At 56.5% G+C, this 26,347-nt stretch carries 24 protein-coding genes; 13 read left to right on the top strand and 11 right to left on the bottom strand.

Annotated elements, in window-relative coordinates; genetic code table 11:
- Positions 1–31: 31 nt before the first annotated feature.
- The 6 genes from pstC to ACQUTP_RS23625 all read left to right on the top strand — a co-directional run bounded on the left by pstC (position 32) and on the right by ACQUTP_RS23625 (position 6,789).
- On the top strand, positions 32–991 hold the full coding sequence (pstC, locus tag ACQUTP_RS23650; RefSeq protein WP_004202302.1) for a phosphate ABC transporter permease PstC: 960 nt from the start codon (positions 32–34) through the stop codon (positions 989–991).
- Positions 991–1,881 carry a phosphate ABC transporter permease PstA gene (gene pstA, locus ACQUTP_RS23645; protein WP_004202301.1) on the top strand — a complete coding sequence of 297 codons (891 nt, stop codon included), beginning with the start codon at positions 991–993 and terminating at the stop codon, positions 1,879–1,881. Before pstC ends, pstA begins: the two co-directional genes overlap by 1 nt.
- A gap of 47 nt (positions 1,882–1,928) precedes the next feature.
- Complete coding sequence (pstB, locus tag ACQUTP_RS23640) at positions 1,929–2,702, top strand: phosphate ABC transporter ATP-binding protein PstB (RefSeq protein ID WP_285756241.1); 774 nt, start codon at positions 1,929–1,931, stop codon at positions 2,700–2,702.
- Between the two features lie 50 nt (positions 2,703–2,752).
- On the top strand, positions 2,753–3,478 hold the full coding sequence (gene phoU / locus ACQUTP_RS23635) for a phosphate signaling complex protein PhoU (RefSeq protein ID WP_004107251.1): 726 nt from the start codon (positions 2,753–2,755) through the stop codon (positions 3,476–3,478).
- Positions 3,479–3,952: 474 nt separating this feature from the next.
- On the top strand, positions 3,953–5,584 hold the full coding sequence (locus ACQUTP_RS23630; protein WP_017899655.1) for a carbohydrate porin: 1,632 nt from the start codon (positions 3,953–3,955) through the stop codon (positions 5,582–5,584).
- Positions 5,585–5,622: 38 nt separating this feature from the next.
- Positions 5,623–6,789, top strand: coding sequence for an alpha/beta hydrolase-fold protein (locus ACQUTP_RS23625; RefSeq protein ID WP_049116822.1), 1,167 nt, complete (start codon positions 5,623–5,625; stop codon positions 6,787–6,789).
- A 174-nt stretch (positions 6,790–6,963) separates the two neighbouring features.
- Here the strand turns inward: ACQUTP_RS23625 and yieH are convergent, their stop codons facing one another.
- Positions 6,964–7,629 (bottom strand): 6-phosphogluconate phosphatase, encoded by a 666-nt coding sequence (gene yieH, locus ACQUTP_RS23620; protein WP_004202295.1) that lies wholly within the window; start codon positions 7,627–7,629, stop codon positions 6,964–6,966.
- 169 nt (positions 7,630–7,798) lie between these two features.
- On the opposite strand from yieH, the gene ACQUTP_RS23615 reads away from it, so the two are divergent.
- Positions 7,799–9,136 carry an NCS2 family permease gene (locus ACQUTP_RS23615; protein ID WP_004202294.1) on the top strand — a complete coding sequence of 446 codons (1,338 nt, stop codon included), beginning with the start codon at positions 7,799–7,801 and terminating at the stop codon, positions 9,134–9,136.
- Between the two features lie 45 nt (positions 9,137–9,181).
- Here ACQUTP_RS23615 and ACQUTP_RS23610 read toward each other — a convergent pair whose 3' ends face one another.
- The 10 genes from ACQUTP_RS23610 to rpmH form a co-directional block, all read right to left on the bottom strand.
- Positions 9,182–9,748, bottom strand: a complete 567-nt coding sequence (locus ACQUTP_RS23610; protein WP_004202293.1) for an NADPH-dependent FMN reductase — start codon at positions 9,746–9,748, stop codon at positions 9,182–9,184.
- Positions 9,749–9,784: 36 nt separating this feature from the next.
- Positions 9,785–10,360, bottom strand: coding sequence for a 4'-phosphopantetheinyl transferase family protein (locus tag ACQUTP_RS23605; RefSeq protein ID WP_072140520.1), 576 nt, complete (start codon positions 10,358–10,360; stop codon positions 9,785–9,787).
- A 310-nt stretch (positions 10,361–10,670) separates the two neighbouring features.
- Positions 10,671–11,630 carry an HTH-type transcriptional regulator YidZ gene (gene yidZ, locus ACQUTP_RS23600; protein WP_004202291.1) on the bottom strand — a complete coding sequence of 320 codons (960 nt, stop codon included), beginning with the start codon at positions 11,628–11,630 and terminating at the stop codon, positions 10,671–10,673.
- Positions 11,599–12,783, bottom strand: a complete 1,185-nt coding sequence (locus tag ACQUTP_RS23595; RefSeq protein WP_004202290.1) for an MFS transporter — start codon at positions 12,781–12,783, stop codon at positions 11,599–11,601. The genes yidZ and ACQUTP_RS23595 overlap by 32 nt, the downstream gene beginning before the upstream one ends.
- A 99-nt stretch (positions 12,784–12,882) precedes the next feature.
- Positions 12,883–13,302, bottom strand: coding sequence for a GNAT family N-acetyltransferase (locus tag ACQUTP_RS23590; protein WP_004202289.1), 420 nt, complete (start codon positions 13,300–13,302; stop codon positions 12,883–12,885).
- Positions 13,303–13,420: 118 nt separating this feature from the next.
- Positions 13,421–14,785, bottom strand: coding sequence for a tRNA uridine-5-carboxymethylaminomethyl(34) synthesis GTPase MnmE (gene mnmE / locus ACQUTP_RS23585; protein WP_021313053.1), 1,365 nt, complete (start codon positions 14,783–14,785; stop codon positions 13,421–13,423).
- A 122-nt stretch (positions 14,786–14,907) separates the two neighbouring features.
- The gene (gene yidC / locus ACQUTP_RS23580) at positions 14,908–16,554 is read right to left on the bottom strand and encodes a membrane protein insertase YidC (RefSeq protein ID WP_285756243.1); all 1,647 of its coding nucleotides are present in this window, start codon (positions 16,552–16,554) and stop codon (positions 14,908–14,910) included.
- Positions 16,555–16,556: 2 nt separating this feature from the next.
- Positions 16,557–16,814: a membrane protein insertion efficiency factor YidD gene (gene yidD / locus ACQUTP_RS23575; RefSeq protein WP_004151536.1), complete on the bottom strand. Its 258-nt coding sequence runs from the start codon at positions 16,812–16,814 to the stop codon at positions 16,557–16,559.
- Positions 16,778–17,137 (bottom strand): ribonuclease P protein component, encoded by a 360-nt coding sequence (gene rnpA / locus ACQUTP_RS23570; RefSeq protein WP_004151535.1) that lies wholly within the window; start codon positions 17,135–17,137, stop codon positions 16,778–16,780. Before rnpA ends, yidD begins: the two co-directional genes overlap by 37 nt.
- Positions 17,138–17,152: 15 nt before the next feature.
- On the bottom strand, positions 17,153–17,293 hold the full coding sequence (gene rpmH / locus ACQUTP_RS23565; RefSeq protein ID WP_000831330.1) for a 50S ribosomal protein L34: 141 nt from the start codon (positions 17,291–17,293) through the stop codon (positions 17,153–17,155).
- Between the two features lie 621 nt (positions 17,294–17,914).
- On the opposite strand from rpmH, the gene dnaA reads away from it, so the two are divergent.
- The 6 genes from dnaA to ACQUTP_RS23535 all read left to right on the top strand — a co-directional run bounded on the left by dnaA (position 17,915) and on the right by ACQUTP_RS23535 (position 26,332).
- The gene (gene dnaA / locus ACQUTP_RS23560) at positions 17,915–19,318 is read left to right on the top strand and encodes a chromosomal replication initiator protein DnaA (RefSeq protein ID WP_017899658.1); all 1,404 of its coding nucleotides are present in this window, start codon (positions 17,915–17,917) and stop codon (positions 19,316–19,318) included.
- Positions 19,319–19,322: 4 nt separating this feature from the next.
- A complete protein-coding gene (gene dnaN, locus ACQUTP_RS23555; RefSeq protein WP_004145090.1) occupies positions 19,323–20,423 on the top strand; it encodes a DNA polymerase III subunit beta in 1,101 nt (366 codons plus the stop codon).
- A 148-nt stretch (positions 20,424–20,571) separates the two neighbouring features.
- Positions 20,572–21,645 carry a DNA replication/repair protein RecF gene (gene recF, locus ACQUTP_RS23550; protein ID WP_032454434.1) on the top strand — a complete coding sequence of 358 codons (1,074 nt, stop codon included), beginning with the start codon at positions 20,572–20,574 and terminating at the stop codon, positions 21,643–21,645.
- Positions 21,646–21,673: 28 nt separating this feature from the next.
- On the top strand, positions 21,674–24,088 hold the full coding sequence (gyrB, locus tag ACQUTP_RS23545; RefSeq protein WP_060656538.1) for a DNA topoisomerase (ATP-hydrolyzing) subunit B: 2,415 nt from the start codon (positions 21,674–21,676) through the stop codon (positions 24,086–24,088).
- A 198-nt stretch (positions 24,089–24,286) separates the two neighbouring features.
- Positions 24,287–25,099 (top strand): sugar-phosphatase, encoded by an 813-nt coding sequence (gene yidA, locus ACQUTP_RS23540; RefSeq protein WP_004202280.1) that lies wholly within the window; start codon positions 24,287–24,289, stop codon positions 25,097–25,099.
- Between the two features lie 150 nt (positions 25,100–25,249).
- A complete protein-coding gene (locus tag ACQUTP_RS23535) occupies positions 25,250–26,332 on the top strand; it encodes a hypothetical protein (RefSeq protein ID WP_285756245.1) in 1,083 nt (360 codons plus the stop codon).
- Positions 26,333–26,347: the final 15 nt, after the last annotated feature.

Raw genomic sequence — 26,347 nt, 5'->3', positions numbered from 1 at the left:
CGAACAAGTTTTAATACGTAAAGAGTAATCTATGGCTGCAACCAAGCCTGCATTTACCCCTCCGGGGAAAAAGGGTGACATAATTTTCAGTGCGCTGGTAAAACTGGCTGCGCTGATTGTGCTATTGATGCTGGGCGGCATCATCGTTTCCCTGATCATCTCTTCCTGGCCGAGCATTCAAAAGTTTGGCTTTGCCTTTTTGTGGACCAAAGAGTGGGATGCGCCCAACGAAATCTTCGGCGCGCTGGTGCCGATCTACGGAACTCTGGTGACTTCCTTTATCGCGCTGCTGATCGCCGTCCCGGTGAGCTTCGGCATCGCGCTGTTTCTGACTGAACTGTCCCCCGCCTGGCTCAAGCGCCCGCTGGGCATTGCGATTGAGCTGCTGGCGGCAATCCCGAGTATCGTGTACGGCATGTGGGGCCTATTTATTTTCGCCCCGCTGTTTGCGACTTACTTCCAGGAGCCGGTGGGTAACGTCCTGTCGACCATCCCGTTCGTCGGCGCGCTGTTTGCCGGCCCGGCGTTTGGGATTGGCATTCTCGCCGCTGGCGTCATTCTGGCCATCATGATCATCCCTTATATCGCCGCGGTCATGCGCGATGTTTTCGAACAGACGCCGGTGATGATGAAAGAGTCGGCCTATGGCATCGGCTGCACCACCTGGGAAGTGATCTGGCGCATCGTTTTACCGTTCACCAAAAACGGGGTGATCGGCGGCGTGATGCTCGGTCTGGGCCGCGCGCTGGGTGAAACCATGGCGGTCACCTTTATCATCGGCAACACCTACCAGCTCGACAGCATATCGCTGTATATGCCGGGGAACAGCATTACCTCCGCGCTGGCCAACGAATTTGCCGAAGCGGAAACCGGCCTGCACGTGGCGGCGCTAATGGAGCTGGGCCTGATCCTGTTCGTTATCACCTTTATCGTTCTGGCGGCGTCGAAGTTTATGATTATGCGCCTCGCGAAGAATGAGGGGGCACGCTAATGGCGACCATTGAAATGCAAAGCACCGCCGAGCTGGCGGAGTCCCGCCGCAAGATGCAGGCCAAACGCCGCATGAAGAACCGTATCGCTCTGGCGCTGTCGATGGCCACCATGGCGTTTGGTTTGTTCTGGCTTATCTGGATCCTGATGGCGACCATAACCCGCGGCTTCGACGGCATGAGTCTGGCGCTGTTTACCGAAATGACGCCGCCGCCGAATACCGCGGGCGGTGGTCTGGCCAACGCCCTCGCCGGCAGCGGCCTGCTGATCCTGTGGGCAACCGTCTTTGGTACGCCGCTGGGTATCCTCGCCGGAATTTATTTGGCGGAGTATGGCCGCAAGTCGGTGCTGGCTGAAATTATCCGCTTTATCAACGATATTCTGCTTTCCGCACCGTCTATCGTGGTCGGCCTGTTCGTCTACACCATCGTGGTGGCGCAGATGCAGCACTTCTCGGGCTGGGCGGGCGTTATCGCCCTGGCGCTGCTGCAGGTGCCTATCGTTATTCGTACCACCGAAAACATGCTGAAACTGGTGCCGGATAGCCTGCGTGAAGCGGCCTATGCGCTGGGGACGCCGAAGTGGAAGATGATCTCGGCGATCACCCTGAAAGCCTCCGTCTCAGGGATTATGACCGGGATCCTGCTGGCTATCGCCCGTATCGCTGGGGAAACGGCGCCCTTGCTGTTCACCGCGTTGTCTAACCAGTTCTGGAGCACCGACATGATGCAGCCGATTGCCAACCTGCCGGTGACCATTTTCAAATTTGCCATGAGTCCGTTTGCGGAGTGGCAGCAACTGGCATGGGCCGGGGTATTGATTATCACCCTGTGCGTCTTGCTGCTGAACATCCTGGCGCGCGTTATCTTCGCCAAGAAGAAACACGGTTAATTTTTTGCGGCGCAGCCACGGCTGCGCTGAATGAGGAAGAGATTGAGATGAGTATGGTGAAAACAGCTCCGGGTAAGATTTCAGTTCGTAACCTGAACTTCTACTACGGCAAATTCCATGCCCTGAAGAACATCAACCTGGATATCACCAAAAACCAGGTAACGGCGTTTATCGGTCCGTCAGGCTGTGGTAAATCCACCCTGCTGCGCACGTTCAACAAAATGTTTGAACTGTATCCAGAGCAGCGTGCGGAAGGTGAGATCCTACTGGATGGCGACAATATTCTGACTAACACCCAGGATATCGCCCTGCTGCGCGCTAAGGTTGGCATGGTGTTCCAGAAGCCAACGCCGTTCCCGATGTCCATTTACGACAACATCGCTTTCGGGGTGCGCCTGTTTGAAAAACTGTCCCGTGCCGATATGGACGAGCGCGTGCAGTGGGCGCTGACCAAAGCCGCATTATGGAACGAAACCAAAGATAAACTGCACCAGAGCGGGTATTCTCTCTCCGGTGGTCAGCAGCAGCGTCTGTGTATTGCCCGCGGTATCGCGATCCGCCCGGAAGTGCTGCTGCTTGATGAGCCGTGCTCCGCGCTGGACCCGATCTCCACCGGGCGTATCGAAGAACTGATCACCGAGCTGAAACAGGACTACACCGTCGTTATCGTGACTCACAACATGCAGCAGGCTGCGCGTTGCTCCGACCATACGGCATTTATGTATCTTGGCGAGCTGATTGAGTTCAGCAATACGGATGATCTGTTCACCAAGCCCGCGAAGAAACAAACTGAAGATTATATTACTGGCCGCTACGGTTGATTTGCCCTTGTGCTTTCAGGCTCTCACCAGTTGGGCAATCAGGAGACACCATGGACAACCTAAATCTTAACAAACATATTTCCGGCCAGTTCAACGCTGAACTGGAGTATATCCGCACCCAGGTGATGACCATGGGGGGGCTGGTGGAGCAACAGCTTTCTGATGCGATCACCGCAATGCATAACCAGGACAGCGAACTGGCGAAACGCGTGATTGACGGCGACAAACAGGTCAACATGATGGAAGTGGCGATCGATGAAGCCTGCGTGCGCATCATCGCCAAGCGCCAGCCGACCGCCAGCGACCTGCGCCTGGTGATGGCGATCATCAAGACTATCGCTGAGCTGGAACGCATTGGCGATGTGGCGGATAAAATCTGCCGTACCGCGCTGGAGAAGTTTTCCCAGCAGCATCAGCCGCTGCTGGTGAGCCTTGAATCGCTGGGCCGCCATACGGTGCAGATGCTGCATGACGTGCTGGATGCCTTCGCGCGTATGGATCTCGACGAGGCGGTACGTATCTATCGCGAAGACAAGAAAGTCGACCAGGAATATGAAGGCATCGTACGTCAGCTGATGACCTACATGATGGAAGACTCGCGCACTATCCCCAGCGTCCTGACGGCGCTGTTCTGCGCGCGCTCCATCGAGCGTATCGGCGACCGCTGCCAGAATATCTGCGAATATATTTTCTACTTCGTCAAAGGCCAGGATTTCCGTCATGTGGGCGGCGATGAACTGGATAAATTGCTCGCTGGTAAAGATCCGAAAGAGTAATAATCATTTTGTCTAATTCTGATGAATGGATTTATCAGAATTAGATATGATTCCTCCACCGGCAGCGATATTGCTGAGATTATCGTCACAATTAACAGGCTGCCCGTTTGAGTTCTTCATTTTATCGCGTAACAATCAGCATCCACTGACTGAGCGCGCAAGCTCAGAATGTTTTAAACGGATTGTTACTGCGACAGCAGGCAAAACCTGATATTGCCACCACGGCGGCGATATCAGGTTTTTTTATGTGTGCGAAGAATGACTTAATAAGGGTTGCTACCGCGATGCGCGGGCAAAACCTGAAGAGGATTATCTGTTAAGGCAGATCGTCTTCTTCGGGTTTTTTTTGCTTTTTTCCAGGCGCAAAAATAACAGTCCCCGCGCCCTTAAGCGGTATGGATAAAGCTATTTGAACCCGCGCGATGCTTGTCGCTGTCGTTTTTATTAATGCCAATACTTATATAAGGGAATATTATGATGAGAAAAACCAGGATCGCTTCGGCGATAGCCTTGCTGGCGCCGCTTTGTTATTCAACCTCCCTGATCGCGAGCCAGCTGACGGTAGAGCAACGGCTTGAGTTGCTGGAAAAAGCGCTCAGCGATACGCAAAAAGAGCTCAAAAAATATCAAGACCAGGAGAGAAAAAGAGACCAGATTTGGGCCTCATGGTCTCCGCCTGCAGAGAGCCAGAAGCGCAACGTCGCGGCGGCAGCCGGACCGAAAGCAGCGGTGAAACCGGATGCGGTACTGGTCAAAAATCAACAACCTGCTACAGACAGTGCACCAGCCTACAGCGCGATGACGCTGAAAGATTTTAGCAGGTTCGTCAAAGATGAAATTGGCTTTAGCTATAACGGCTACTTCCGCTCGGGCTGGGGAACCGCCTCGCATGGCTCGCCAAAATCGTGGGCCATCGGCTCGCTTGGCCGTCTGGGCAATGAATATTCCGGCTGGTTCGATCTGCAGCTGAAGCAGCGGGTGTTTCAGGAAGGCGATAAACGCGTCGACGCCATCGTGATGCTCGACGGGAACGTTGGCCAGCAGTATTCCACTGGCTGGTTTGGCGACAATGCCGGCGGCGAAAACTACATCCAATTCTCGGATATGTACGTTAACACCAAAGGATTCCTGCCGTTTGCCCCGGAGGCCGATTTCTGGGTCGGCAAACACGGTGCGCCAAAAATCGAGATCCAGATGCTGGACTGGAAAACGCAGAGAACCGATGCGGCGGCTGGCGTGGGGCTGGAAAACTGGCAGGTTGGCGTCGGGAAATTCGATATCGCGCTGGTGCGGGAAGATGTTGATGACTACGATCGTTCCTTGAGCAATAAGCAGCAAATAAACACCAATACCCTTGATATCCGTTACAAAGAGATCCCGCTGTGGGATAAAGCCAGCCTGATGGTCAGCGGACGCTATGTCGCTGCCAACCAAAGTTCTTCTGAGAAATATAAAGAGGGCAATGAAGGCTATTATCCATGGAAAGATACCTGGATGGCCGGCACCTCGTTAACGCAAAAATTTGCTAACGGCGGCTTTAACGAATTCTCTTTCTTACTGGCGAATAACTCCATTGCCAGCAGCTTCTCGCGCTATGCCGGATCCAGCCCCTATACCACCTTTAACGGCCGCTATTATGGCGACCATACCAATGGCACCGCCGTGCGCTTAACCTCGCAAGGGGAAACCTATTTACGTGATGACATTATTATGGCGAATGCCATCGTTTACTCTTTTGGTAACGACGTTTACAGCTACGAGACCGGGGCCCACTCCGATTTTGAATCCATCCGTACGGTCCTGCGACCGGCTTATATCTGGAATAAATATAACCAGACCGGCGTCGAACTGGGGTACTTCAAGCAGCAAAACAAAGATGTTACCGGCAAAAAATATAACGAGTCCGGCTATAAGACCACGCTGTTCCATACCTTCAAAGTTAATACCAGTATGCTGACCTCGCGCCCGGAAATTCGCTTCTATGCCACCTATATTAAAGCGAAGGATATCGACCTGGATAAGGCCGCGAATAACACCACCAGCATTTTTGAAGACGGTAAAAACGATCAGTTTGCCGTAGGGGCGCAGGCGGAAATCTGGTGGTGAGACGATAACAGAACGGACACAACATAAGAGGAATAACGATGAAACGACATGCAATTTATTTCGCCCTGGCGCTGGCGGGCGCGGCGTTCACCATTCAGGCGGCACCGTTGCCCGCGGTGCCGGACCCCTCCCTGCCGGTGAGCCACTTTATCACCCAAGTTAACGCGGATAAAAGTATCACTTACCGCCTGTTTGCCCCTGATGCCCGGCGGGTTTCGGTAGTCACCGGCGCCACGCCGGACTCTTTTGTCTCGCACGACATGACCAAGGCAGCGGACGGAGTCTGGACATGGAAAAGCGAGCCGATGAAGCCCAATCTCTATGAATACTATTTCGATGTGGATGGCTTCCGCTCGGTAGATACCGGCGGCCGCTATCAGAAGCCGCAGCGCCAGGTGAACACCAGTTTGATTCTGGTGCCGGGCAGTATTCTTGACGATCGGGCGGTCGCGCACGGCGATCTGCGCACCCTTACCTATCACTCAAAGGCGCTGAATGCGGAACGTCGTCTCTATGTCTGGACGCCGCCGGGTTATAGCGGAACCGGCGATCCGCTGCCGGTGCTCTATTTCTATCATGGCTTTGGCGACAGCGGCCTGTCGGCCATCGATCAGGGGCGGATCCCGCAAATCATGGATAACCTGCTGGCGGAGGGCAAGATCAAGCCAATGCTGGTGGTGGTCCCGGATACCGAAACCGATATCCCGGAAGCCATCGCGGAAAACTTCCCGCCGCAGGAGCGACGCAAAACCTTCTATCCGCTAAATGCGAAAGCGGCTGATAACGAGCTGATGAACGATATCATTCCGCTGATTGATGCGCGTTTTAATGTGCGTAAAGACGCGGATGGCCGGGCGCTCGCCGGGCTGTCGCAGGGCGGCTATCAGGCGCTGGTCTCCGGAATGAATCATCTGGAGAGCTTTGGCTGGCTCGCCACGTTTAGCGGCGTCACAACCACCACGGTGCCGAATGCTGGTGTGGAAGCACAGCTGAAACATCCTGAGGCCATCAATAAACAGCTGCGTAACTTTACCGTGGTCGTCGGGGAAAAAGATTCCGTGACCGGCAAAGACATCGCGGGTCTGAAAAGCGAGCTGGAAAAACAGAAGATCAACTTTGACTATCACGCCTATCCCGGCCTGAACCATGAAATGGACGTCTGGCGCCCTGCCTACGCGGAGTTTGTGCAAAAACTGTTTAAATAGCCGGAGGGGGCGTTTAGCCCCCGTTTTCCGCGAGTGAAGAAAGACAAGATGAAAGTGCTTGTGTCCGAAGATAATGAGTTAAGCCGGTCGCCAGCCATCCTGTTCTGGGCGAGATCACAGCGCTACCGGGCTACCCTTGCTGCCAACCGTCGCCCGGCCGGGCGACGCCGGGGGCTAGCGAGTGATATCCCAACCGCGCGCTTTCCACAATGCCGGCAGCGCAGCCAGATCGGTAAAGGTTGTCACTTTGGGATGATCGATTGGCGGGTTGTGCGGATCGGCGCAGAAGTAGAACACCTCCATGCCGGCGGCTATTCCCGATTGTGCACCTGCACTGGAATCATCAACCAGAATGCAGTTCTCAACGTTAACGTTCATCGCCTTTGCGGCATGGAACATCAGCGCCGGATCGGGTTTCCAGCGCTGAATATCGTAGCCGCTGTACAACCGGTCAGCGAAATGGTGCAGCAGGCCGGTGCGGCCGAGAGAGTGTTGCATCTTACTGACCGGGCCATTGGAGACCACGCACATCGGGACGCTTACCGCATCCAGCAGCGCCTGGGCTCCAGCAATCACCTCAAGTTCGCTATCGAACAGGCGGGCGACTTCCGCACGGTAAATCGGCTCCAGGGTGGCCTTTTGCAGGTTAACGCCATGCTCGGCGTTGATGGTGTCGATTATTTCGTACAGCTTTACGCCTTTGAAGCGCTTAAAAATCTCTGCCAGCTCCAGCGTAATGCCAAATTCCTGGAACATGTGCACGTAGGCGCGGGAGCAAATTACCTCGCTGTCGACCAGCGTGCCGTCACAGTCAAAAAATACTGCTTCTGGTTGAGTCATAGCCATTCCATATTAACAAGTTTAACGTTTTCGTCATGTCCAATGCCGCGACGCAATCGTTGCCGTATAAGCAAAATAAATGAAAAAAATTACCATACAACCGCGCCTGGCGCTGTAATTTGGTATAGGATAGCGTCGAATTTTCCCTCCTTACGTTCGGAAACCGATAATGAGTCAACAACAAACCAGCCAGTCTTCTGGCCAGGGTCTGCTGGAGCGCGTATTTAAACTGCGCGAGCACGGCACCACGGTGCGCACGGAAGCCATCGCCGGTTTCACCACGTTCCTGACGATGGTGTATATCGTTTTTGTTAACCCACAAATTCTTGGCGTAGCGGGCATGGATACCAGCGCCGTGTTTGTGACCACCTGTCTGATTGCCGCTTTCGGCAGTATCATGATGGGGCTGTTCGCGAACCTGCCGGTTGCTCTGGCGCCGGCGATGGGCCTGAACGCCTTTTTCGCCTTTGTGGTGGTGCAGGCGATGGGCCTGCCATGGCAGGTCGGCATGGGCGCGATTTTCTGGGGCGCCGTCGGCCTGCTGCTACTGACGATCTTCCGCGTACGCTACTGGATGATCGCCAATATTCCGCTGAGCCTGCGCGTGGGCATCACCAGCGGGATCGGCCTGTTTATCGGTATGATGGGCCTGAAGAACGCCGGGGTGATTGTCGCCAACCCGGAAACGCTGGTCAGCATTGGTCATCTTACCTCCCACAGCGTGCTGCTGGGCGTGCTGGGCTTCTTTATCATCGCGATTCTGGCGTCGCGCAACATTCACGCCGCGGTACTGGTCTCTATCGTTGTGACCACCCTGCTGGGCTGGATGCTGGGGGATGTGCACTACACCGGTATCGTCTCAGCGCCGCCGAGCGTGACTTCGGTGATCGGTCATGTCGATCTGGCGGGCTCCCTGAATCTGGGCCTGGCCGGGGTAATCTTCTCCTTTATGCTGGTCAACCTGTTTGACTCCTCCGGGACGCTGATCGGCGTGACGGATAAAGCGGGTCTGGCGGACGCCAACGGTAAATTCCCGCGCATGAAGCAGGCGCTGTTTGTCGATAGCGTCTCGTCGGTGGCAGGTTCCTTCATCGGCACCTCATCGGTAACAGCGTATATCGAATCCTCCTCCGGCGTTTCCGTAGGCGGGCGCACCGGCCTGACCGCCGTTGTCGTCGGTATCCTGTTCCTGCTGGTTATCTTCCTCTCTCCGCTGGCGGGGATGGTTCCGGCCTATGCGGCCGCCGGCGCGCTGATTTACGTCGGCGTGCTGATGACCTCCAGCCTGGCGCGCGTGAAGTGGGATGACCTGACGGAAGCGGTACCGGCGTTTATCACCGCGGTGATGATGCCGTTTAGCTTCTCGATCACTGAAGGTATCGCCCTGGGCTTTATCTCCTACTGCGTGATGAAGATCGGCACCGGCCGTCTGCGCGACCTCAGCCCTTGCGTAATTATCGTCTCGCTGCTGTTCGTGCTGAAGATTGTCTTTATTGATGCACATTAATCCGCACGCATGATGAAAAAGCCCGGCATCGCTGCCGGGCTTTTTTTATGCTTTTACCCGCTTAATATAATCGCCAAAGGCGGTCAGCTGGCCGCGCAGATGGTCGAGGGTGCTCTGATCGACCACTTCACCTGACTGCGGATCCACTTTGTTCTGGATCACGCCGCCCATAAATTCCGGTTTATTCATTACCATCGCATCGAGGAACACCAGAATCTGCCGCAGATGATACTGGCAGCGCGCGCCGCCGATGGCGCCCATTGAGCTGGTTTGAATCAGCACCGGCTTGCCGGACAGCGGCTGCTCTGGCAGGCGTGAAAGCCAGTCGATGGCGTTTTTCAGGCCGCCAGGCACGGAATAGTTATACTCGGGGGTGACGATCACCACGCCATCCGCCTCGCGGATCTGTTGCGCAATCTCCTGCACGCGCTGCGGGAATCCCTCTTCTTCCTGAATATCAGCATCGTACAGCGGAATATCGCCGATTGACGGCAGCGCGGAGATGTCCATGCCCGCCGGCGCGATGCCGGGCAGGGTACGCGCGACCATTCCATTAAACGACCCTTTACGCAGGCTGCCGAGTAACGTAACCACTTTCAAGGTATCTGACATGATTGCTCCTTTGGATCATGATGCCGGCAAGACCGGTCAATTGAGGGATAAGGTTTTTTCCGTGGGTAGGCTGGTAAAGCGCATCAGGCGGGCTGACGGCTCGCGCGCGCGCCGCTGAGCGTCCGCCAGGCTGTGCCAGTCGCCTCCCTTTGCGTCATACTCCCAGACCTTCAGGGGGCCGATATTCGGGGTAGCGGCAATCGACCACACCAGCAGCGATTCGGCGTCACAGACGGCTTCGATCGGCAGGCTGCCGGCGGTACGCAGGCGGCCGGAGCCAGGCAGCAGCTGCAGCTGCGTTGATGTTTCACCGGTCAGCTTCAGCACGCTGCGCCGCAGCGCCACCAGTTGGCTGCGCGCTTCGTCCGGGTCATGCTGAATGTTAACCCACAGATTCTCATTGTTACTGAAATTTTGCCGGTCGGCGTCGTGGCTGCGGACAGTGCGCTGCAGCTCCATATCGAGGCCACAATCCCCTTCGGTGGTCAGCGCTACGCCAACGATATTGCCAGTATAAGAGATAGAGAAGCGGGGGAGGTGACGATCGCTAAAAACCGGTCGGCCATTGGCTTCGTTAACGATTTCAGGCAGCTCGCCGATGCCGTAAAGCATAAACAGCAGTTCGGCGAGCAGCGACCGCGAAGCGCGAAAGCGGGCTTGCCGGTATTCAGGGAGCCGACGTGCGGATTGATGACAGGCCGCTGACAAACGTGTCGATAGCGGCTCCCCGGTACTGAGTATCCCTCGTGCAAAATGCGTTGCCATACGTCGCTCCGTGAGTAATGGTCTGAATGAAAACTGCGGGCGCTATTATCGCCTGGTATTAACAGGTTTTAATGCCGAAATCCCCCCTTGAAAAGGGAATTTGTTTGGATTTTACAAATTATTGCGCAAATAAGGTGCTACGGACACGAAACAAAGCTTACAGCGTACCGGAATAGAGCGCTTTCAACGTATCTCTAAGCCAGACAAGCTTCGGGTTGTAGCTGTTGCGTTTATGCCATAGCAAGGTGAAGGGGACGCGAAGCTTTTCCAGATGCTGCGGCTCCAGCGGCAGCGGCCGGGAGACCAGCGGTAGCTGATGCTGCTGATTATAGTGCTGGCAGTAGCGTGGCGCGGTGGCCAGCATGGTGTGCTGCGGTTGAGCCGCCATAAAGAGGGATTGCTCAAACCCCGGCACGGTCAGCGCCACATTACGCTTATGCCCCAGCTCCTGCAGCACGTCGTCCAGCGCCCAGGTATCGCGTTGTTCCCAGCAGATGGTGATATGCGGATAGCGTAAGAATGCCGCCAGATCCCACTCCTCCCTGAGCGCCGGATGATCGGCGCGCAGCCAGACCTGCGGCAGGTCGGTGAACAGCACATCAAAATCGATATACCACGGCAGCAGGCTCAGCAGCTCCCGCGACTGCGGATGGCTTTCGCGTCCGCAGAAGCCGATATCCACCTCGCCGCGGATGATGGCGTCCAGGGAGTCGTAGTCCCAGTTGCGCAAACGAATCAATGCCTGCGGGTAGCGCTGATAGATGCGCTGGGAGAGGGTGTTAAACAGGATCATCAGCAACGGCGTTTCCGCCGCCAGCTCGAACTTGAGGCCGCTCGGCATGGTGTGGTGCGGTTTATCGAGGATCTGGTTGCCCATCTGCATCCAGTCCGCCAGATCCTGCTCCATGCTGCTGACCAGCGGTGTAGGCGCCAGACCCAGCGGCGTTTTGACAAACAGCGGATCGTCAAACCAGGCGCGCAGCTTGGCCAGCGACTTGCTCACCGCCGAGGGCGAAACGTTCATCCGCTTCGCCGTACGGGTGACGCTGAGCTCCTGGGTCAGGAGCTGCAGGCAGAGCAGTAAATTAAGATCGAGACTCGAAAGCGGCTTCTTCATTGTGTTGCGCAACCCGCGGCGGAGTGGCGACCAGTAGCAGAACAAGACTCACTATGCTACAGGCAATGAGTATCCCGATCAGCATATTCATTGCGCTGAGTCCGATGATGGCGGCGATCCAAATCCACAGCGACGAACCGCACACCTGCGCGATGCCGAGGACCGAGCTGGCGACACCGGCGCGCAGCGTGAATGGCCCCAGGGCCTGGCTCATTGCGACGCCGAAGCCGACGGAGAAGCCGGCGCAAATCATGCCCAGCCCGACCAGGGTGACGACCTGCTGGGTGGCGAGGCTCAGCGCCACGCCTGCCGCCAGGAACAGCAGCTGCGAGGTTATCATCAGGGTGCGTGGTTTAAACAGCGACAGGGCGAACGGCGTCGAGAAGGAGACCGCCATGCTGACCATCGCCATCAGCGCCATCGTCATGGAATAGGTGCCGCGATCGAACCCCATCTCCTCCATCATCAGTACCGGCGAGACGTTCACGTAGGTGAGGATCGCCGTCACGCTGAGGGTGGTGATGAGAATGCGGCTGAGGAAAAAGCGGTTCAACAGCGATTCGCCCGCGCCATGCTGCGGCATAGCCGTCTGCGCAGGCGCCGTCGGACGCGTCTCGCGCAGGATAAATACCGCCAGCAAACCCACTGTTACCCCCATGCCGATCATGGTGTAGAACAGACTCTGCCACGGGTATTTCAGCATGATCAGGTGGCCGAGCACCGGCGCCAGCACGGGGATGATGCAGGTAATGCCGTTGAGCAACGACAGCACTTTGGCCCGTCGACGGTCGTTCAGCGTATCGCGCAGAATAGCGAAAGCCACCACGTAGCAGCAGCCGGCGCCGATCCCCTGGATAAAGCGTCCGGTAAGGAAGTGGCTGCTGGTGTGCGCCTGCGCGCAGAGCAGGGAGGCGATAACAAAGATCGCCGCCCCCACCATGGCGACAGGCTTACGCCCCGAGCGGTCGGCGATACGGCCAGCAAACAGCATCGCGGAGGCCATTCCGGCCAGATAGACCGAGAAGGCGATATGTAATTGCGCCTCGCTGGCTCCCAGATCCTGAGCAATACGCGGCAGGCCGACGAGATACATATCGATGCCGGAGGGATAGAGCAGAACCAGGGCAAAGCTGCAGAGAAGAAAGCGTGTCATGAGATCCTCGCGATGTGAATGGCGTTCAGCATAGTGAGGAACGTCCCGCAAGACGAGTTGCCATTTGGACAACGCTATTTTCCTGGCAGGAAACGCGAACTAGCGACCCCGGCATCGCCACACGCGGGCCATCCCTTCGCTTTCCGGCCGAACGCTTTCGAAGCCAAACTTCGCGTACAGCTCCGGAACATCCGCCACCAGCGTAACGTAGGCGCCGTCAAAGGCGTTAGCGTCCAGCCAGGCAACCAGCTTCTCCATCACCAGCCGCCCAAGGCCCTTTCCCTGGTGAGCCGGATCGACGGCGACGTCGACAATGTCGAAATTAATTGCGCCGTCGCCGACGATGCGCCCCATGGCGATAGGCGTCTCCTGCCAGAGGATATGTACGCCATAACAGCTGCGCGGCAGCCCGGCTCTGGCGCCTTCCAGGGGGCGCGGCGACATACCCGCTACCTCTCGCAGGTGGCAAAACGCTTCGGCGGAGGGCACCTTCTCGATCACGGTATATTCAACGGTCATGCTTTAGTCTCGTGGTTAAGGGGAGATAAAAGTAGAGAACGTTGCGCCGCAAAGGGCAAGAAAAAACCCGCATTAACGCGGCGTTAATGCGGGTGAGTGAACATTTACGGACTAAACGTTATTTGCCGATACAGAAGCTGGAGAAGATGCGGCCCAGCAGGTCATCGGAGGTGAACTCCCCGGTGATCTCGCTCAGCGCCTGCTGCGCGAGACGCAGCTCTTCCGCCAGCAGCTCGCCGGCCCAGGCGCCCAGCAGCTGGGCTTTGCCCTGCTGCAGATGGTTCGCCGCCTCTTCCAGCGCCTGCAGATGGCGACGGCGGGCGAGGAAGCCGCCTTCCATATTGGTATCGAAGCCCATGCTCTGCTTGAGGTGGTTACGCAGCACCTCGACGCCTTCGCCAGTGCGTGCCGACAGGCGGATCAGTGAGTGGCCATTTACTTCGCTGATACCCAGCGCTTCGCCGGTGACATCGGCTTTATTACGCACCACGGTAATCGGCAGTTTAGCGGGCAGGCGCTCGATAAAATCTGGCCAGATCTCCGCCGGATCAACGGCGCTGGTGGTGGTGCCATCGACCATAAACAGCACTCGATCGGCCTGGGCAATCTCCTGCCAGGCACGCTCGATGCCGATACGTTCCACTTCGTCATTGGCGTCGCGCAGGCCTGCGGTATCAATGATATGCAGCGGCATGCCGTCGATATGGATATGCTCGCGCAGCACGTCGCGGGTGGTGCCGGCGATGTCGGTGACGATCGCTGCTTCGCGGCCCGCCAGGGCGTTCAGCAGGCTCGATTTACCGGCATTTGGCCGCCCGGCGATCACCACCTTCATCCCTTCGCGCAGCAGACTGCCCTGACGGGCTTCGGCGCGGACGGCGTCGAGGTCGGCCATCACCTCGTTCAGCTGGGCTTCAATTTTGCCGTCGGAGAGGAAATCAATTTCTTCATCCGGGAAATCAATCGCCGCTTCCACGTAGATGCGCAGGTGAGTGAGCGCTTCCACAAGGTGGTTAACCCGCGCGGAGAAGGCCCCCTGCAGTGAGTTCAGCGCCGAGCGCGCCGCCTGTTCTGAGCTGGCGTCGATAAGGTCGGCGATGGCCTCTGCCTGCGCCAGGTCGAGCTTGTCGTTAAGGAACGCGCGCTCAGAGAATTCGCCCGGCCTGGCGATGCGCAGGCCCGGCAGGGTCAGAATACGTTTAAGCAGCAGGTCGAGAATGACCGGGCCGCCGTGGCCCTGCAGCTCAAGCACATCTTCCCCGGTAAAGGAGTTCGGCCCGGGGAACCAAAGCGCAATCCCCTGATCAAGCGGCGTACCGTCAACGTCGTTGAACGGCAGGTAGTCGGCATAGCGCGGTTTCGGCAGCTTGCCGAGTACCGCCTGCGCGACGTCGCGCGCTTTGAGGCCGGAGATGCGCAGGATGCCCACACCCCCGCGTCCCGGTGGGGTTGCCTGGGCGACGATAGTGTCGTTATGGCTCATGGTGACTCTCTATGTAGATGTAAAAAAGGCGGTCCATTGACCGCCTTCTCTGGCATTAACGTTACCGTAACTACTCTAAATCATTCAAGTCGCAGATGCGTTGCCTTGAAGAATGAAGAGTATCAGGATTTCTTCTTCTCGCGGCTATGCAGGCCACGCTTCTCCAGACCACGGTAAATCAGCTGCTGCTGAATAATGGTCACCAGGTTGCTGACGATGTAGTACACCACCAGGCCAGACGGGAACCACAGGAAGAACACCGTGAAGATGACCGGCATAAAGGTCATGATCTTCTGCTGCATCGGGTCAGTCACGGTGGTCGGCGACATCTTCTGGATGAAGAACATCGTCGCGCCCATGATGATCGGCAGGATGTAGTACGGGTCCTGAGCAGACAGGTCGTGGATCCACAGGATAAACGGCGCATGACGCAGTTCAACCGAGGCGCTCAGCATGTAGTACAGCGCAAGGAAGATCGGCATCTGAATAATCAGCGGGAAGCAGCCGCCCAGCGGGTTCACTTTCTCCGCTTTATACAGCGCCATCATCTCCTGGCTTTGACGTTGTTTATCGTCGCCCAGACGCTCGCGCATGGCCTGAATCTTCGGCTGCAGCATACGCATCTTCGCCATGGAGGTGTACTGCGCTTTGGTCAGCGGGTACATGATGCCACGAACGATAAAGGTGATGACGATGATCGAGAAGCCCCAGTTGCCGAGGAAGCTGTGGATGAACTTCAGCAGCTTGAACAGCGGTTGGGAGATGAACCACAGCCAGCCGTAGTCGACGGTCAGATCCAGGTGCGGCGCGACGGCAGCCATTTTGTCCTGAATCGCCGGGCCGACCCACAGCGTGCTCTGCAGTTTGTCGGTTTGGCCAGGCTGTACCAGTACCGGCTGGGATTTATAGCCGATAGCAACAATGCCGTTGCCGAGGTTGGCGGTATAGAAGTTATTCGTCCCGTTATTCTGCGGCACCCACGCGGTGGTGAAGTACTGCTGCAGCATGGCAACCCAACCGTTTTTGGTGCTGACGTTCAGGTTTTCGTTATCCAGAATGGTATCGAATTTGTATTTTTCGTATTTCGAATCCGCGGTGGAGAACGCTGCGCCACGGAAAGTATGCATCGTGGACAGGCCGCCGGTCTGCGTATCGCGACTGGACGGCAGCGCAGCGGTCTGCTTCAGCTGACCGAAGGTCGAGACTTCCAGCGGTTTCTCGCTGGCATTCTGCACGCTATAACCGACGTTCACCGCATAGCCACCGCGTTTCAGGGTGAAGGTTTTGGTGAAGACGTTGCCGGCTTTGTCGGTGTAGGTCAGCGGGATGACGAGCACATCCTGGCCATCGGCCAGCACAAACGCCTCTTTATCGACGCTGTACAGCGGACGCGGGCCGTTTGCCGGATTATCCGGACCGTCACGGCCGGTTAAGCCGCTCTGCGCCTGGTAGACAAACTGCGGGGTGGTTTCCAGTAACTGGAACGGTTCGGTCGATTTCAGCGTTTTTGGATACGCCAGAAGCAGCGCCTGCTCAATATCGCCACCGTTGGTGTTGATAGTCAGCTCAAGCACGTCGGTTTTAACCGTAATCAGTTTCCCCTGGCCACTGGCCGGTACGCCCTGGTCGGCGGCGCTACCCGCTGCTGTGGTCGTAGTCTGCGTGGTCTGCTGCTGGGGTTGCGGATTTTTGTCCTGCTCCCAGGCTTGCCAGATCATGAAAGACACGAACAACAAAGCGATGATAAGAAGATTGCGTTGCGAATCCATCGTTAGTGTTCTCTGGTATCAAATGGTCCAGGCGGGACGGGATCGTCACCACCAGGGTGTAAAGGGTGGCATTTTAATACGCGTTTCATTGTCAACCAACTGCCTTTTATCACTCCAAACCTGCGTAAGGCCTCAATTCCGTATTGAGAACAGGTTGGGGTGAAACGACAATGCGGCCCGAGTAGCGGACTAATCAGGCGCTGATAAACTCGAATCAGGCCGATCAGGACCCGCGAGCCAGGCGACAATGGCGGCGCCATAATTTTTCCAACGCTTCCGAGAGAGCACGGTTATCGAGGTCGGCAACCCCTCTTTTCGCCACCACCACGAAATCCATAGGTGGGAGTTCATGTTGACGCAAACGAAAACTTTCACGCGTCAGACGTTTAATCCGATTGCGTTCATGTGCGCGTTTCACGTTTTTCTTGGCGACGGTGAGACCGATGCGGGGATGCCCCAGCGAATTCAGGCGGCCGAGGATGGTGATTTGCGGCGTGCCAGCCCGTTGTGGCTGCTGGAAGACGAAAGTGAAATGACTGGGAGTTAACAAGCGTAACTCCCTGGGAAATGCGAGCTTAACCACGCAGGGTTAGCTTTATTACTTGGAAACGGTCAGACGAGCGCGGCCTTTAGCACGACGACGTGCCAGAACCTGACGACCATTTTTAGTAGCCATACGAGCACGGAAGCCGTGAGAACGGTTGCGCTTCAGTACAGACGGTTGAAAAGTGCGTTTCATGGCGATTTCTACCTAAACTTGAATAAATTCACTGACTTTTGCGTAGACCCGAACGAACTTCGAACGACTTACGCCTCAGCGTGGGTGATTAAAGAGGCCGGATTGTAATAATTGTACACTCCGGAGTCAATTCTCTTTCCTTATTTCTCGCACCTCGTCGCACAAAAAATAAGCTGAGACGTGTGACGAAAACGGGCATTACGCGCCGGGTGGGGGATTATACGGCCTGGCCAGTAAAGCGCAAGGATCCTGAAGGATCTTTGTTAGATCGTTTGCGCCCAAAAGCGGCATAGCTCATTAATTTTTCCAATATGCGGCGGAAATCGTGCTTCACTCCTTCCAGGATCGATTACACTTACCCGGTTTCGATCCTTCCTGTGGATAAATCGGGAAGAATCTGTTGAGAAACACAAGATCTCTTTCTCAGTTTAGGCTATGATCCCCGGTCCCGATCGCGATCCCCGGATCCGCAGCGGGAAATAACCGCAGATAGCGGTTCGCACGTCACCCCTTTTGTGCAGGGGCTTTTCGGCTAATGCAGGGTCTTGTCGACGTGTGCCAACAATCACGATTGTTTCAGTTTTTCTTTGATATCGATTTTATGTTCGAGTGGAGTCCGCCGTGTCACTTTCGCTTTGGCAGCAGTGTCTTGCCCGATTGCAGGATGAGTTACCAGCCACAGAATTCAGCATGTGGATCCGCCCATTGCAGGCGGAACTGAGCGATAACACGCTGGCACTGTATGCGCCAAACCGTTTTGTGCTCGACTGGGTAAGGGACAAATACCTCAATAATATCAATGGACTCCTCAATGATTTTTGCGGTGCGGACGCCCCGCAGCTGCGTTTTGAGGTGGGCGCTAAGCCCGCCAGCTCGCTGCAGAAAGGGGCGGTAAGCCCGGCCGCAGCGACTATCCCGGCGGCGCAGGTGCAGACCGCGCGCGTGGCGCCGACGATCGTGCGCCCTGGCTGGGATAATGTCCCGGCGCCAGCGGAGCCGACCTACCGTTCTAACGTTAACGTGAAACACACGTTTGATAACTTCGTCGAAGGTAAATCTAACCAGCTGGCCCGCGCGGCGGCGCGTCAGGTGGCGGATAACCCGGGCGGCGCCTACAACCCCCTGTTCCTTTATGGCGGGACGGGTCTGGGCAAAACCCACCTGCTGCACGCGGTGGGGAACGGTATCGTGGCGCGTAAACCGAACGCCAAAGTGGTCTATATGCACTCGGAGCGTTTCGTTCAGGACATGGTTAAAGCGCTGCAGAACAACGCCATCGAAGAGTTTAAGCGCTACTACCGATCCGTTGACGCCCTGCTGATCGATGACATTCAGTTCTTCGCCAATAAAGAGCGATCCCAGGAAGAGTTTTTCCATACCTTCAATGCCCTGCTGGAAGGTAATCAGCAGATCATTTTGACCTCGGATCGTTATCCCAAAGAGATCAACGGCGTTGAAGATCGTCTGAAATCCCGCTTCGGCTGGGGGCTGACGGTGGCGATCGAGCCGCCGGAGCTGGAAACCCGCGTCGCGATCCTGATGAAAAAAGCCGATGAGAACGACATCCGCCTGCCGGGTGAAGTAGCGTTCTTTATTGCCAAGCGTCTGCGCTCAAACGTGCGTGAGCTGGAGGGGGCGTTGAACCGCGTTATCGCCAACGCCAACTTCACCGGCCGGGCGATCACCATCGATTTCGTGCGCGAAGCGCTGCGCGATTTGCTGGCGCTGCAGGAAAAACTGGTCACCATCGACAATATTCAAAAGACGGTGGCGGAGTACTACAAGATTAAGGTAGCGGATCTGCTGTCCAAACGCCGCTCCCGTTCGGTGGCGCGTCCTCGCCAGATGGCGATGGCGCTGGCCAAAGAGCTGACCAACCACAGCCTGCCGGAAATCGGCGATGCGTTTGGCGGCCGCGACCATACCACCGTGCTGCACGCCTGCCGCAAGATTGAGCAGCTGCGTGAAGAAAGCCACGACATTAAAGAAGATTTTTCCAATTTAATCAGAACATTATCCTCGTGACGCTATGAAATTTACCGTAGAACGTGAACATTTATTAAAACCGCTGCAACAGGTGAGCGGTCCGTTAGGTGGTCGTCCGACGCTGCCCATTCTCGGTAACCTGCTGCTTCAGGTCGCGGACGGCGCGCTGTCGCTGACCGGTACCGATCTTGAAATGGAGATGGTGGCGCGCGTGGCGCTGGTTCAGCCGCACGAAGCGGGCGCCACCACCGTTCCGGCGCGTAAATTCTTTGATATCTGCCGCGGCCTGCCGGAAGGCGCGGAGATCGCGGTGCAGCTGGAAGGCGATCGCATGCTGGTGCGTTCCGGCCGCAGCCGCTTCTCGCTGTCGACCCTGCCCGCTGCCGATTTCCCGAATCTTGACGACTGGCAGAGCGAGGTGGAATTTACCCTGCCGCAGGCGACCATGAAGCGTCTGATCGAAGCGACCCAGTTCTCGATGGCGCACCAGGATGTTCGTTACTACTTAAACGGTATGCTGTTCGAAACCGAAGGCAGCGAACTGCGCACCGTTGCTACCGACGGCCACCGTCTGGCGGTCTGTTCGATGCCGCTGGAAGCGTCGCTGCCGAACCATTCGGTGATCGTGCCGCGTAAAGGGGTGATTGAGCTGATGCGGATGCTCGACGGCGGTGATACGCCGCTGCGCGTGCAGATTGGCAGCAATAACATCCGCGCCCACGTCGGCGATTTTATCTTCACTTCGAAGCTGGTTGATGGCCGTTTCCCGGATTATCGCCGCGTATTGCCGAAAAATCCGGATAAACACCTCGAAGCGGGCTGCGATATTCTGAAGCAGGCTTTTGCCCGCGCGGCGATTCTCTCCAATGAGAAATTCCGCGGCGTGCGGCTGTACGTGAGCGAAAATCAGCTGAAAATCACCGCCAATAACCCGGAGCAGGAAGAAGCGGAAGAGATTCTGGACGTGACCTACGCCGGAACGGAGATGGAGATTGGCTTCAACGTTAGCTACGTGCTGGATGTGCTGAACGCGCTGAAGTGCGAGAATGTACGGATTCTGCTGACGGATTCGGTGTCGAGCGTGCAGATTGAGGATGCGGCTTCGCAATCCGCCGCCTACGTTGTCATGCCAATGCGATTGTAGAATCTGCAAAGGGGCTGGTTTACTTGCCATTTCGCCTTCCGGCAGTGCTCGAAATGCTCACGTACTTCGTGTACGCTCCGCTTTCTGCGCGCTGGCGGTAGACGAACTGGCTGCGACACCCACGCCCCTTGAATGATGACGAGCTGATATGTCGCTATCCCGACTCCTGATCAAAGACTTCCGCAATATTGAACATGCGGATCTCGCTTTATCTCCCGGCTTTAACTTCCTGGTTGGCGCCAACGGCAGCGGCAAAACCAGCGTGCTGGAAGCCATCTACACGCTTGGCCACGGCCGGGCGTTTCGCAGTTTGCAAATTGGCCGGGTGATCCGCCACGAGCAGGAGGCCTTTGTTCTTCATGGCCGTCTGCAGGGCGAAGAGCGGGAAACCGCCATCGGCCTGACCAAAGACAAACAGGGCGACAGCAAGGTGCGTATCGACGGCACCGACGGCCACAAAGTGGCGGAGCTGGCGCACCTGATGCCGATGCAGCTGATTACGCCGGAGGGGTTTACTTTACTCAACGGCGGCCCCAAATACAGAAGAGCATTCCTTGACTGGGGATGCTTTCATAACGAAGCCGGATTCTTCACCGCCTGGAGCAACCTGAAGCGCCTGGTCAAGCAGCGCAACGCCGCGCTGCGTCAGGTCAGCCGCTATGCCCAGCTGCGGCCATGGGATCTGGAATTAATCCCGCTGGCGGAGCAGATCAGCCGCTGGCGTGCCGAATACAGCGCCGCTATCGTCGAAGACATGGCGGATACCTGTCAGCAATTTTTACCGGAATTCTCGCTCTCTTTCTCCTTCCAGCGCGGCTGGGAAAAAGAGACCGACTACGCTGAAGTGCTGGAGCGGAATTTCGAGCGCGACAGAATGTTAACCTATACCGCCCACGGCCCGCATAAAGCGGATTTCCGTATTCGTGCCGACGGGGCGCCGGTGGAAGATACCTTGTCGCGCGGGCAGCTTAAGCTGCTGATGTGCGCCCTGCGTCTGGCGCAGGGCGAGTTCCTCACCCGCGTCAGCGGGCGGCGCTGCCTGTACCTGATAGATGATTTTGCCTCGGAACTCGATGATGCCCGCCGCGGTCTGTTATCCAGTCGCCTGAAAGCGACGCAGTCGCAGGTTTTCGTCAGCGCGATCAGCGCTGAGCACGTTATGGACATGTCGGACAAAAATTCGAAGATGTTCCGCGTGGAAAAAGGTAAAATAACGGATTAACCCAAGATTAAATGAGCGAGAAACGTTGATGTCGAATTCTTATGACTCCTCCAGTATCAAAGTCCTGAAAGGGCTGGATGCGGTGCGTAAGCGCCCGGGTATGTATATCGGCGACACGGATGACGGCACCGGTCTGCACCACATGGTATTCGAGGTTGTGGATAACGCTATCGACGAAGCGCTCGCGGGTTACTGCAAAGATATCGTGGTGACCATCCACAGCGATAACTCCGTCTCCGTCCAGGATGACGGCCGCGGCATCCCGACCGGCATTCACCCGGAAGAGGGCGTCTCCGCAGCGGAAGTTATCATGACCGTCCTGCACGCTGGCGGTAAATTCGATGATAACTCCTATAAAGTCTCCGGCGGTCTGCACGGCGTAGGCGTCTCGGTGGTAAACGCCCTGTCGCAGAAGCTGGAGCTGGTTATCCAGCGCGATAACAAAGTTCACAAGCAGATGTACGAACACGGTGTGCCGCAGGCGCCGCTGGCCGTGACTGGCGAAACCGATAAAACCGGCACCATGGTGCGTTTCTGGCCAAGCCTGGAAACCTTCACCAACGTCACCGAGTTTGAATACGATATCCTGGCGAAACGCCTGCGCGAGCTGTCGTTCCTGAACTCCGGGGTCTCTATCCGCCTGCGCGATAAGCGCGACGGCAAAGAAGATCATTTCCACTACGAAGGCGGCATCAAGGCGTTCGTTGAGTATCTCAATAAGAACAAAACGCCGATCCATCCGAATATCTTCTATTTTTCTACGGAAAAAGACGGTATCGGTGTGGAAGTGGCCCTGCAGTGGAACGATGGCTTCCAGGAAAACATTTACTGCTTTACCAATAACATTCCGCAGCGTGACGGTGGTACTCACCTTGCCGGCTTCCGTGCGGCGATGACCCGTACCCTCAACGCCTACATGGACAAAGAGGGCTACAGTAAAAAAGCGAAAGTCAGCGCCACCGGCGACGACGCCCGTGAAGGCCTGATTGCCGTGGTATCGGTGAAAGTGCCGGATCCGAAATTCTCCTCACAGACCAAAGACAAGCTGGTCTCCTCCGAGGTGAAATCGGCGGTTGAGCAGCAGATGAACGAACTGCTGAGCGAATACCTGCTGGAAAACCCGTCCGATGCGAAAATCGTGGTCGGCAAAATTATTGACGCCGCGCGCGCGCGCGAAGCCGCGCGTCGTGCCCGTGAGATGACCCGCCGTAAAGGCGCGCTGGATCTGGCTGGCCTGCCGGGCAAACTGGCGGACTGCCAGGAACGCGACCCGGCGCTCTCCGAACTGTACCTGGTGGAAGGGGACTCTGCGGGCGGCTCTGCTAAACAGGGTCGTAACCGTAAGAATCAGGCGATCCTGCCGCTGAAGGGTAAAATCCTCAACGTTGAGAAAGCCCGCTTCGACAAGATGCTCTCTTCTCAGGAAGTGGCCACGCTGATCACCGCTCTGGGCTGCGGCATCGGCCGCGATGAGTACAACCCGGACAAACTGCGCTATCACAGCATCATCATCATGACCGATGCGGACGTCGACGGCTCGCACATTCGTACCCTGCTGTTGACCTTCTTCTATCGTCAGATGCCGGAGATCGTCGAGCGCGGCCACGTCTATATTGCCCAGCCGCCGCTGTACAAAGTGAAGAAAGGCAAACAGGAACAGTACATTAAAGACGACGAAGCGATGGATCAGTATCAGATCGCTATCGCTCTTGACGGTGCGACCCTGCATACTAACGCCAATGCGCCGGCGCTGGCGGGCGAACCGCTGGAAAAACTGGTTGCCGAGTTTAACGCCACCCAGAAAATGATTGGCCGCATGGAGCGCCGCTTCCCGAAAGCGCTGCTGAAAGAGCTTATCTATCAGCCGACCCTGACCGAGACCGATCTGGCTGACGAACAGAAGGTGACCCGCTGGGTGAACACGCTGGTATCCGAGCTGAATGAGAAAGAGCAGCACGGCAGCCAGTGGAAATTTGATCTCCACGAGAACAAAGAGCTGCAGCATTTTGAACCGGTTATTCGCGTTCGTACCCACGGCGTGGACACCGACTATCCGCTGGATAATGAGTTCATTATGGGGCCGGAATATCGCCGTATCTGTACCCTGGGCGAGAAACTGCGCGGCCTGATGGAAGAAGATGCTTACATCGAGCGCGGCGAACGTCGTCAGCCGGTGGCCAGCTTCGAGCAGGCCCTGGACTGGCTGGTGAAAGAGTCCCGTCGCGGTCTTTCCATCCAGCGCTATAAAGGTCTGGGCGAGATGAACCCGGATCAGCTGTGGGAGACCACCATGGATCCGGACAGCCGCCGCATGCTGCGCGTCACCGTCAAGGATGCCATTGCTGCCGATCAGCTGTTCACCACCCTGATGGGTGATGCGGTTGAACCACGTCGCGCCTTTATCGAAGAAAACGCCCTGAAAGCGGCGAATATCGATATCTAAGCCGTGTTCCCCCGGAGCGAGTTTGCCCGGGGTAACGGAATGTCTGAGCCCGGTCGCATGGCGCGACCGGGCTTTTCTTTGCCAGTAAAAGAGGAATCCTCTGCTGCGGTTCCATCCCCCTTTCTGGCCGACACTTTTACTGTTTTTTGAGCGGAATCGCGTTAGCATGAGGGAAGACTCATCTTACCCGGGGATCCTATGGCTATTAAACTGATTGCAATCGATATGGACGGCACTCTGCTGCTGCCAGACCATACCATCTCTCCTGCGGTGAAAGCCGCCATTGCCGCGGCGCGTGAGCGCGGCGTCAACGTGGTGCTGACCACCGGCCGCCCTTACGCCGGCGTTCACAGCTATCTGAAAGAGCTGCATATGGAGCAGCCGGGTGATTACTGCATTACCTACAATGGCGCGCTGGTGCAAAAAGCCGGGGACGGCAGCACCGTGGCGCAAACCGCGTTGAGCTATGACGACTATCGCTTCCTCGAACAGCTTTCCCGCGAGGTCGGCTCCCACTTCCACGCGCTCGATCGCAATACGCTGTATACCGCAAACCGCGATATCAGCTACTACACCGTGCATGAATCCTATGTGGCGACCATCCCGCTGGTGTTCTGCGAAGCGGAAAAGATGGACCCTGAGATCCAGCTGCTGAAAGTCATGATGATCGATGAGCCGGCGATCCTCGACCAGGCCATCGCCCGTATCCCGGCGGAAGTGAAAGAGAAGTACACCGTGCTGAAAAGCGCGCCTTACTTCCTCGAAATACTGGATAAACGCGTCAATAAAGGCACCGGCGTGAAGTCGCTGGCCGATGCGCTGGGTATCAAACCGGAAGAGATTATGGCGATTGGCGATCAGGAAAATGATATCGCGATGATAGAATTTGCCGGCGTCGGCGTGGCGATGGATAACGCCATTCCGGCGGTTAAAGAGGCGGCGAACTTCATTACCAAATCGAACCTCGATGATGGCGTCGCCTTCGCTATTGAAAAATACGTTTTAGCGTAAGCTTCCTTCAGGCCCGGCGTTCTTCGGGCCTGTCTTCTCTTTTTTCATGAACAGATGTTAATCCGCATTTAAATCCCTTATTCCGCACAGGGGATTCTATAAGCTACCCGCCCTCTTTTTTTGCAATTCAGAACTAACATCAGATTTTTCATGAATAAACGCCATTATTTGATGTTGGTTACGCTGCCATTCGCCTCTGTTCAGATTTGCGCGGCCGCGGAACCAACGACGCCGCTTGAGCCGGCGTACGCCTATCACGGCGCCGAGCCTGCGGATCTGCCGGCGCCGGTCGACACCGAGACTGAGACAGCGGAATCGGCGCCGATATTGCCATTTCTAGGCGATGAGGCCAGAAAACGTGACTACGTCCTGCCGCTGCCGTTTGGCGTCAGCATTAATTATATGGATATGCGGCAGAATATTAATGTCGACAGCATTAGCTTCACCGGCCTGTCGCTGGACGGCCGCAATATCGATTGCGGTAAGGATCCTGTTTGCAAACACGCCGTGAAGAACATTTTCGCTAAGGGGCCGGTCTCACTGGATAACGCCTTCCAGATTGGCGTTGGTCATACGCGGGAAAGCAGCAAAACCGAGACGCTCAAGCTGGATGCCTGGCTGCTGCCGTTTATGAATGTTTATGGTCTCGTCGGACACACCGAGGGACACTCCATTTCGCAGATTGCCGTCGGCCTGAAGGGACCGAACGGCAAAGTGGTGCCCATGCCCGGGATGCAGGACCTCGACTTTCGCCTCGATTTTAAAGGTACCACCTATGGGATGGGCACCACGCTGGTGGGCGGCGTCGGCAACTGGTTTACGGTGCTGGACGCTAACTACACCCAGACCCGCTTTGATATCCTCGACGGCAGCATTGATGCGTTTACCTTTTCGCCGCGCGTAGGCTATCGTTTCAATACGCCTTCGGTCGATGCGCTACATCTCCCCGCCGGTAAGCTGAACCTGTGGGTCGGCAGCATGTATCAGGACGTGCAGCAGGAGTTTAAGGGCAGCCTTAACGATCTCTCGATGCCGTCGCCGCTGCTGCAGAATATGGTCAACCTGGCCAACCAGGACAATAACGGTCGCTTCGATGTGAAGCAGCATCTGCAGTCGCCGTGGAACGTGCTGGTGGGCGCACAGTATGAGCTGACGCAGAATTTTAACATCACCACGGAGTTTGGTTTTGCCGAACGTAACAGCTTCTTTATCTCCGGTGAGTATCGCTTTTGAGCCGACCGCTTAACC

This window comes from Klebsiella sp. 2-CIP_Kleb. (assembly GCF_050378715.1).
Classification (GTDB): domain Bacteria; phylum Pseudomonadota; class Gammaproteobacteria; order Enterobacterales; family Enterobacteriaceae; genus Klebsiella; species Klebsiella quasipneumoniae.
This window is presented reverse-complemented; position numbering and strand designations above follow the sequence as displayed.

What these genes read in the sequence shown, in the direction of transcription:
- yidD (WP_004151536.1), bottom strand. Translation starts at nt 16,814, where the DNA reads ATGGCGCCGCCATTGTCGCCTGGCTCGCGGGTCCTGATCGGCCTGATT.
- ACQUTP_RS23595 (WP_004202290.1), bottom strand. Translation starts at nt 12,783, where the DNA reads ATGACACGCTTTCTTCTCTGCAGCTTTGCCCTGGTTCTGCTCTATCCC.
- yidA (WP_004202280.1), top strand. Translation starts at nt 24,287, where the DNA reads ATGGCTATTAAACTGATTGCAATCGATATGGACGGCACTCTGCTGCTG.
- rpmH (WP_000831330.1), bottom strand. Translation starts at nt 17,293, where the DNA reads ATGAAACGCACTTTTCAACCGTCTGTACTGAAGCGCAACCGTTCTCAC.
- yieH (WP_004202295.1), bottom strand. Translation starts at nt 7,629, where the DNA reads ATGACTCAACCAGAAGCAGTATTTTTTGACTGTGACGGCACGCTGGTC.
- recF (WP_032454434.1), top strand. Translation starts at nt 20,572, where the DNA reads ATGTCGCTATCCCGACTCCTGATCAAAGACTTCCGCAATATTGAACAT.
- pstB (WP_285756241.1), top strand. Translation starts at nt 1,929, where the DNA reads ATGAGTATGGTGAAAACAGCTCCGGGTAAGATTTCAGTTCGTAACCTG.
- yidZ (WP_004202291.1), bottom strand. Translation starts at nt 11,630, where the DNA reads ATGAAGAAGCCGCTTTCGAGTCTCGATCTTAATTTACTGCTCTGCCTG.
- dnaN (WP_004145090.1), top strand. Translation starts at nt 19,323, where the DNA reads ATGAAATTTACCGTAGAACGTGAACATTTATTAAAACCGCTGCAACAG.
- yidC (WP_285756243.1), bottom strand. Translation starts at nt 16,554, where the DNA reads ATGGATTCGCAACGCAATCTTCTTATCATCGCTTTGTTGTTCGTGTCT.
- pstC (WP_004202302.1), top strand. Translation starts at nt 32, where the DNA reads ATGGCTGCAACCAAGCCTGCATTTACCCCTCCGGGGAAAAAGGGTGAC.
- gyrB (WP_060656538.1), top strand. Translation starts at nt 21,674, where the DNA reads ATGTCGAATTCTTATGACTCCTCCAGTATCAAAGTCCTGAAAGGGCTG.
- ACQUTP_RS23625 (WP_049116822.1), top strand. Translation starts at nt 5,623, where the DNA reads ATGAAACGACATGCAATTTATTTCGCCCTGGCGCTGGCGGGCGCGGCG.
- mnmE (WP_021313053.1), bottom strand. Translation starts at nt 14,785, where the DNA reads ATGAGCCATAACGACACTATCGTCGCCCAGGCAACCCCACCGGGACGC.
- ACQUTP_RS23630 (WP_017899655.1), top strand. Translation starts at nt 3,953, where the DNA reads ATGATGAGAAAAACCAGGATCGCTTCGGCGATAGCCTTGCTGGCGCCG.
- ACQUTP_RS23610 (WP_004202293.1), bottom strand. Translation starts at nt 9,748, where the DNA reads ATGTCAGATACCTTGAAAGTGGTTACGTTACTCGGCAGCCTGCGTAAA.
- pstA (WP_004202301.1), top strand. Translation starts at nt 991, where the DNA reads ATGGCGACCATTGAAATGCAAAGCACCGCCGAGCTGGCGGAGTCCCGC.
- phoU (WP_004107251.1), top strand. Translation starts at nt 2,753, where the DNA reads ATGGACAACCTAAATCTTAACAAACATATTTCCGGCCAGTTCAACGCT.
- ACQUTP_RS23605 (WP_072140520.1), bottom strand. Translation starts at nt 10,360, where the DNA reads ATGCTTTACGGCATCGGCGAGCTGCCTGAAATCGTTAACGAAGCCAAT.
- ACQUTP_RS23535 (WP_285756245.1), top strand. Translation starts at nt 25,250, where the DNA reads ATGAATAAACGCCATTATTTGATGTTGGTTACGCTGCCATTCGCCTCT.
- ACQUTP_RS23590 (WP_004202289.1), bottom strand. Translation starts at nt 13,302, where the DNA reads ATGACCGTTGAATATACCGTGATCGAGAAGGTGCCCTCCGCCGAAGCG.
- ACQUTP_RS23615 (WP_004202294.1), top strand. Translation starts at nt 7,799, where the DNA reads ATGAGTCAACAACAAACCAGCCAGTCTTCTGGCCAGGGTCTGCTGGAG.